The sequence below is a fragment of the uncultured Virgibacillus sp. genome (assembly GCF_947495635.1).
GTDB lineage: Bacteria > Bacillota > Bacilli > Bacillales > Amphibacillaceae > Virgibacillus > Virgibacillus salarius.
This window is the reverse complement of sequence record NZ_CANMAB010000144.1, coordinates 1-7,382: the sequence shown is the minus strand read 5'-3', so window position 1 is coordinate 7,382 and position 7,382 is coordinate 1. Positions and strand designations below refer to the sequence as shown.

Here is a 7,382-nt window from a genome sequence, read left to right as displayed (position 1 = left end):
AAAGATTCCAGCTATCTATTTTTGATAACTGGAATCTCTTTTTTACTTCTCCAGGCTAGTTATGTCCCAGCCCCTTTATTATGCGCCTAATTGATTTAATTTCTTAGCTAGACGTGATTTTTGGCGATTACCGTTGTTAGCATGAATAATCCCTTTTTGAACAGCTTTATCAATTGATTTATTCGCATCTTTTAAAGCAACGATTGCGTTTTCTTTATCGTTAGCTTCAACTAATTTTTCTACACGCTTAATTTGTGAACGCATTTCAGATTTTTGCATAACATTGTTTGTGCGTTTTTTATTATTTGTTTCTACACGTTTAATTGCAGATTTAATATTTGCCATAAGTTTTTCACCTCCTGAAATATCATCACAATTATGAATGTATTTGTTTTCATCCCAACAAATGTAAAGTGATTTGTATTTGCTTTTTTTGTCTATGGACAAAAGTCATTTTACCAGAGGAACGGTTTGTTTTCAATAGCTTTGTTATCAAATGTATGAGTTTCGCCATTTTGTTAAATCTATTACTAACAGATGAAGAAAGGATGAGCGAGCTATGGAAAACAAAAAGAATGATATTGTACCATATCAAGTTAGGACAGATCTAGCCATTGAAGCAAAGGATATGTATGTCGAAAATCAAGAGGCAACTGATCAGAAAAAAATAAAAGGAGTCACTATAAAAGAAAGAAATGATGATGGAATTAATATTTCTTATGTAGAGATCGATGATACTGGTGCTGAACTTCTAGGTAAAAAACCGGGATCCTATATTACCATTTATGCTGATGGTGTAAAACGACAAGATACAAAAAGACAGGAGCAAGCTGCAAAGGTGTTAGCTAAAGAACTGGAACAATTAATTGCTAAAAACAATATTCCAGTCGATAGTAAAGGTTTAATTGTAGGATTAGGAAACTGGAATGTTACACCCGATGCACTTGGTCCGATGACCGTAGAGAAAGTGCTAGTAACTAGTCATTTATTCCAAATGGAACATGAAACGGTTTCAAAAGGTTACCGGCCAGTAGCTGCTGTGACACCTGGCGTAATGGGGGTTACTGGTATTGAAACAAGTGACATCATTTTCGGAATTGTGGAGAAATATCAACCAGATTTTGTTATTTGTATTGATGCACTTGCCTCAAGGTCCATTGAACGAGTTAATGAAACCATTCAGTTATCCGACTCTGGTATACATCCTGGATCTGGTGTAGGAAATAAACGAAAAGAAATAAGTAAAGAAACGTTAGGCATTCCTGTGATGGCTATTGGAGTTCCGACAGTTGTTGATGCTGTTACCATCACAAGTGATACCATCGACTTTTTATTGAAGCATTTTGGTAGAGAGTGGGAAGAAAAGGATGATCCCTCCAAGTCATTAACACCTGCTGGTATGTCATTTGGTGAGAAACGTTTAACGGATGAAGATTTACCAGATGAAGAAAAACGTCAAACATTCCTTGGTATAGTAGGGAATCTATCTGACGATGAAAAGCGAAAACTAATAACAGAAGTATTAACGCCGATTGGTCATAATTTAATGGTAACACCTAAAGAAGTAGATGGTTTTATGATTGATATGGCTAGCCTAATAGCAAACGGCGTTAATGCTGCTATGCATGAAACTGTCAATGTAGATAATTTCGCATCTTATTCTCGTTAACCTTTCTATCAATATTCCAAAAAATAAAAGATTAGGTTCTAGCTTCTGGATTTGTGTCATAGAGTTAACTATAGCGTGAATTCAGAAAGGGTGGAACCATGGATCTGCATAAACATAGCGGGCTTCGTCTTTTATATAAGCGAAGTAGCTTATACATTATCGGTGTTCTAATACTTTTTACTTGCATCGGTATTCTAACAACGATAAAGCCCGCTTATCGCCTTTCTTCTGAAGTAATTACGGAATGGACAACTGATATTAATAGCTCTACTTTTTTATACTTGCTAGGAATTGAAAATCGGGCATTTCAGCAAGCTGTACCTGAAGATCACAAATTCCTTGATTTGTCTACAACTCTGTTTCGCATTGCAACAAGTCTAAAACCAAATGATATTAGAAGCTTGTTAGGCAATGAATTACCTGGATTTAAGGTTTTTGATAACCACATATTAATTGCTGGTGAAGGTACAAATTATACAAACCTACCAATTGAATCTTCTCCACCACTACAAGAAGTTCTAAAAGAGAGAGAAGCAATAATTGAAGATGAGGAAAGCACAACAGAACAATTAGAAACGAACAAAGAAAAAAATACGCCAACGACAGGGAATAAAGAGGTTGTTTATATTTATAATTCACATAATCGAGAGTCCTTTCTTCCTTATTTACCTGACGTAAAGGACCCTGATAAGGCTTATCATAAGGAAGTGAATATTTCAAAGGTGAGTAATCGACTAGCTAAATCATTGCAGGCAAATGGAATCGGAACTGTAGTTGATGATACAGATATAACCAAAAAATTGCATGAAAAGGGCTGGGGGTTTGGCAGGTCGTATGATGCATCTAGGGAGGTAGTTGCTGACACACTATCCACTAATAAGGATATTCAATATGCTTTTGATTTACATCGTGATGCTATCAAAAAGGAAAAAACGACGAAGCAAATAAACGGAAAATCCTATGCCCGCATTATGATAGTTGTTGGCGCTGAGCATAACTCTTATAAGAAGAACCTTGACTTAGCAGCTAAGCTGCATTATCTGTTAGAAGAAAAATATCCTGGTTTAAGCAGAGGGGTATTTCCGAGAAAAGGTAAAGGAACAAATGGAGTATTTAATCAAGATTTATCTAATAACGCATTGCTGTTTGAATTCGGGGGAGTAGAAAACAAACTGGACGAGCTATATCGTTCGGCTGATGCTCTAGCAGACGTATTTAGTGAGATGTATTGGGATGCAGAAAAAGTAGATACTGCTTCATAGGAGGTGTTAAGATGACTCGTTCATTAATTGTATTATTATTATTAGCAGTTTGTTTTTTAACTGGAGTGGTCTACGGGAATGATAAACAAGCAGAAGAGTCAACACCTCAGCAAACAGAAATGAAGGTTGATGTTAAAGAGGCTAAAGATGAAGTATTGCAAACTAAAACAACATCAGATACCACTGAAGTTATTACGGAAGAGAAGATTAACACGAATGGACCTTCACCTGTTACAGAGAAGACGGCATCGATATTAGAAGCTGGTGTATCTGGATTTTATGAAGTGGTGGTAGAGATACTTTACCAGGTTTCCCAATTATTTTTTTAATTTTTATATAGGTGCAATTATGTTGTAGAAGCGCAGATCCTAAAGTTATAGTGCTCTGCGCTTTTGTTCTAGTCTAGGAAATTAAAAAATTAGCCCATGTGGGTCAATATGGACGTGTTGAGCCATGTCCAGCTTCAGCGCCCAGAAACGAGATGACTTCACGAATCGCCCTAATCTAAGTCATCATCGGCTCGCAAGCTCACCGTGATTTCTTTATCTCGGTTGACTTGCTCTAGTCGCTACGTTCTAATCGGGCGCTTGCGCTTTTGTTCTTGAACATAACTGTTACTATTGCTATAATCAATGCTAGTCATTGTCGCTGATAATTTAAGGCCTTTTATCTGTAGAGATAAAAGAAAGTAGGAGTGAACATCACTAATGGCAAAAATTCAAAGAAATGTGCGTAATTTTTCAATTATCGCACATATTGATCATGGCAAGTCAACCTTGGCAGATCGAATATTAGAACGCACAAAAGCAATAACACAAAGAGAAATGAAAGATCAATTACTCGATGCAATGGATCTCGAGCGTGAGCGTGGCATCACCATTAAATTAAATGCTGTACAATTAAATTATCAAAGTAACGCAGGAGAAGACTATATTTTTCATCTCATTGATACACCGGGTCATGTCGATTTTACATATGAAGTTTCTAGAAGCCTTGCTGCATGTGAAGGAGCAATTCTTGTTGTTGATGCTGCGCAAGGCATTGAAGCCCAAACGTTAGCGAATGTTTATTTAGCTCTTGATAACGATTTAGAAATAATACCTGTTATTAATAAAATCGATTTGCCGAGTGCAGATCCAGATAGAGTGAAAAAAGAATTAGAAGATGTGATTGGTATTGATGGCGATGATGTCATTTTAGCATCAGCAAAAGCAAATATTGGGATTGATGAAATTCTTGAAAGAATTACGGAAGCAATCCCTGCGCCTGCGGGTGATACCGAAGAGCCGCTTAAAGCGTTAATCTTCGACTCTTTATACGATCCCTATCGAGGAGTTATCGCCTACGTTTGTATTAAGAAAGGTTCTATAAAAGTAGGCGATAAAATTAAAATGATGGCAACGGATAAAGAATTTGAAGTCAATGAATTAGGGGTATTTAGTCCCAAGCCAATTACTAAAGATGAACTGACCGTAGGAGATGTCGGTTATTTAACAGCTTCTATTAAGAACGTGGGTGATTCGCGAGTTGGGGATACGATTACATTAGCTAACCGACCTGCTGCTGAACCTTTACCAGGATATAAGCGATTAAACCCAATGGTATTTTGCGGGCTGTATCCAGTTGACGCCAATAATTATAATGATTTGAGAGAAGCGCTAGAGCGTTTAGAATTAAATGATTCATCATTACAATATGAAGCAGAAACATCTCAAGCATTAGGATTTGGCTTCCGTTGTGGATTTTTAGGGCTTTTGCATATGGAAATCATTCAAGAACGTATTGAACGAGAATTTAAAATAGATCTAATTACTACAGCACCTAGTGTTATTTACGAAGTGGAGCAGACAAACGAAGAGGTTATTGCTATCGATAATCCTTCCGTTATGCCAGATCCTCAGCAGATCAAAGATGTTCGAGAACCGTATGTAAAAGCTACAATCATGGTTCCAAATGAATATGTTGGAGCAGTGATGGAAATCGCACAAAAAAAACGTGGTCAATTCATTGATATGGAATACTTGGATGACATTCGAGTTAATGTTATTTATCATATACCATTATCTGAAATTGTTTATGATTTCTTTGATCAACTTAAATCCCAAACAAAAGGGTATGCTTCCTTTGATTATGATTTAATTGGATATCGCTCTTCCAATTTAGTGAAAATGGACATTTTATTAAATGGTGATACTATTGATGCACTTTCATTTATTGTCCATCGAGACTTTGCTTACGAACGTGGCAAGCACATTGTTGATAAATTAAAAGAGCTAATTCCAAGACAGCAATTTGAAGTTCCCGTTCAAGCTGCTATTGGAAATAAAATAGTGGCTAGATCTACAATTAAGGCAATGCGGAAAAACGTTCTCTCTAAATGCTATGGTGGAGATATTTCTCGTAAACGTAAGTTATTGGAGAAACAAAAAGAAGGTAAAAAGCGTATGAAGATGGTAGGTTCTGTAGAGGTACCGCAAGAAGCCTTTATGGCAGTTTTGGAAATGAAGGATGATTAAATCAACGTTTTAAGGATATATCAAATTGAAAAATAGACGCTTTGCTACTCTACTGCCACCACATTGAATATGTTGGTGGCAGTACTATTTATTAATGGTTTAGAATACCTCTCCTCTGGCTATGCGGGGGCTCTAAAGAGCTTAAAGCGTGATAAAAAAACTCACTGCAAGTTTATTTTTTGAATATATGGATAGCCGTTTGTAACGCCAGGAGGATATACACTTCGCTTTCTCCTGGCAACACCTCAACTTCCTCGGAAGCAAAAGGCGGTTTCCTGCGAGAGTCTAAATGTATATCCATCACTTTCGCTGATACAGTTCTTTTCTCTAAACCCTACTTTTTGGTATTGAATACGCCTAAAAATAGCATCTTTTATATAGCGTTGATGAAATCAGCTGGGAAAATCCTTTTAGTTGACCCAGTGACAGTGGGGAAAACATTCATATAGAAAGTCTTTTCATAAGCACTCTGTAGTTATTTTTTAATCAGTAATTATTTATAATGTTTACCACTTTGTTACAATTCATCAATTCCTTCGTTCAATACTGTATAGAACGAAGACTAATTTGTTAAATAGTATAATCAATGGAATAAAATGAGGTATAATCATTCGTATACTTTTGGTGTGTTTTGTAAAACTAAAACGGAAGCACAAGAACAACACACAAAGGGTGATAAATATATGAATAACCGACAAGGTATGATGACGTCAATACTTGCTATTGGAGCGGCAGGAGCAGCTATTTATGGTATTACAAGAGGAGTTCAAAATGGAACATTTAAAAATTTGCCTCAAACCATTTCTAATGCATTAAATAATTCTGGAGCTCAACAATTGACTCAACCTTTACAAAATATGACTACCAATCAGAATGTGCAACAATTATCCAGTGCTATACAAGGTGAAACTGGTAATTCACAGCAACAAACAGCAAATAATATTCAGTAAAAGAAGGCTCTAGATGCTAATAATCATGAAAAACCCTCATTAAATGTAGGAGGCCACTGAAAATCTTATGATTTTTCAGTGAAACTTGAAATTTGTTATAAAAAAGACGACTCAAATTCTTTTTTAAAAATTTAGAGTCGTCTTTTTACTAATTTATCTATTATATTTTGCTTATTTTTAACCCATTAGCTTCAATATCCGTTTTAGATTTACGGTAAATATAGCCATGGCTCCTTGCATTTCCATGCCAACTAGACCCGAGGATTTTGAAACATCATACCCGTGTCTATGTTTTAATTCACTATTTTTAGCTTCAATTTTATAGCGTTCTTTTGATTTTTCTTTAAAATAATCTGTTTCCTGGAACTTTGCCTGTTCGCTATGTTCATCTGATTTAATACTTACGGAATAGCTCTTACTTTTAGCTCCGGGTTTGTAACATCCTTCTTTACATGGACAAACTTTACATTTTTCAATGTCAAAATAGTATGTATCTACTTGGTTTTTAGCGACACCTTTTGTTCCTTGACGAGCTTTTCGTATTGCCATATGACCTGCCTTACAAACGTACATTCCCGCATCTTTGTTGAACTCAAATTCATCTTCTTTTTTTCGATTACCCTGTGAAACAGCAGGGTTTAATTTAGCTACTAACTTCATTTCATTTTCATTGGCATATTCAATATTTCCCTTTTCAGAATAAGCTGCATCTCCAATTACTGTTTTTACTTCCATGCCAGCTTCTTTACTTTTTTCAATAAGTACTTCTAATTGTTTTCCATCATTTTTTTCACCAGTTGTAATCGTAGCTGCCGTGATGATTCTTTCTTCACTCATCGCTATATGTGTTTTATAGCCAAAGAAAGATGTATCTTTCGTTTTGTGGCCAATTTTCGCATCTTCATCAGCAGAGATTCGTAAATGTTCGATGTCATCATTTACGTTTTCTTTTAATAGGTTTAATTTCTCTTTAACTTTCGGATAT

The 7,382-nt window shown here is 35.8% G+C and carries 7 protein-coding genes; 5 read left to right on the top strand and 2 right to left on the bottom strand.

Going from position 1 to position 7,382, the window contains the following annotated elements:
• Positions 1 to 78: 78 nt before the first annotated feature.
• The gene (rpsT, locus tag Q1A47_RS19380) at positions 79 to 345 is read right to left on the bottom strand and encodes a 30S ribosomal protein S20 (RefSeq protein ID WP_026681203.1); all 267 of its coding nucleotides are present in this window, start codon (positions 343 to 345) and stop codon (positions 79 to 81) included.
• Between the two features lie 214 nt (positions 346 to 559).
• On the opposite strand from rpsT, the gene gpr reads away from it, so the two are divergent.
• From gpr to Q1A47_RS19355, 5 genes are all read left to right on the top strand, one after another.
• Positions 560 to 1,669: a GPR endopeptidase gene (gene gpr, locus Q1A47_RS19375; RefSeq protein WP_166531022.1), complete on the top strand. Its 1,110-nt coding sequence runs from the start codon at positions 560 to 562 to the stop codon at positions 1,667 to 1,669.
• 98 nt (positions 1,670 to 1,767) lie between these two features.
• Complete coding sequence (locus tag Q1A47_RS19370; RefSeq protein WP_166531023.1) at positions 1,768 to 2,931, top strand: stage II sporulation protein P; 1,164 nt, start codon at positions 1,768 to 1,770, stop codon at positions 2,929 to 2,931.
• Positions 2,932 to 2,942: 11 nt separating this feature from the next.
• Positions 2,943 to 3,260, top strand: a complete 318-nt coding sequence (locus Q1A47_RS19365) for a hypothetical protein (RefSeq protein WP_026681200.1) — start codon at positions 2,943 to 2,945, stop codon at positions 3,258 to 3,260.
• A gap of 378 nt (positions 3,261 to 3,638) precedes the next feature.
• Complete coding sequence (lepA, locus tag Q1A47_RS19360) at positions 3,639 to 5,447, top strand: translation elongation factor 4 (RefSeq protein WP_166531024.1); 1,809 nt, start codon at positions 3,639 to 3,641, stop codon at positions 5,445 to 5,447.
• Between the two features lie 683 nt (positions 5,448 to 6,130).
• The gene (locus tag Q1A47_RS19355) at positions 6,131 to 6,397 is read left to right on the top strand and encodes a hypothetical protein (RefSeq protein ID WP_162986429.1); all 267 of its coding nucleotides are present in this window, start codon (positions 6,131 to 6,133) and stop codon (positions 6,395 to 6,397) included.
• A 177-nt stretch (positions 6,398 to 6,574) separates the two neighbouring features.
• On the opposite strand, the gene Q1A47_RS19350 is transcribed toward Q1A47_RS19355, so the two are convergent.
• A partial coding sequence (locus tag Q1A47_RS19350; RefSeq protein ID WP_299632722.1) for a transposase occupies positions 6,575 to 7,382 on the bottom strand: 808 nt, incomplete at its 5' end.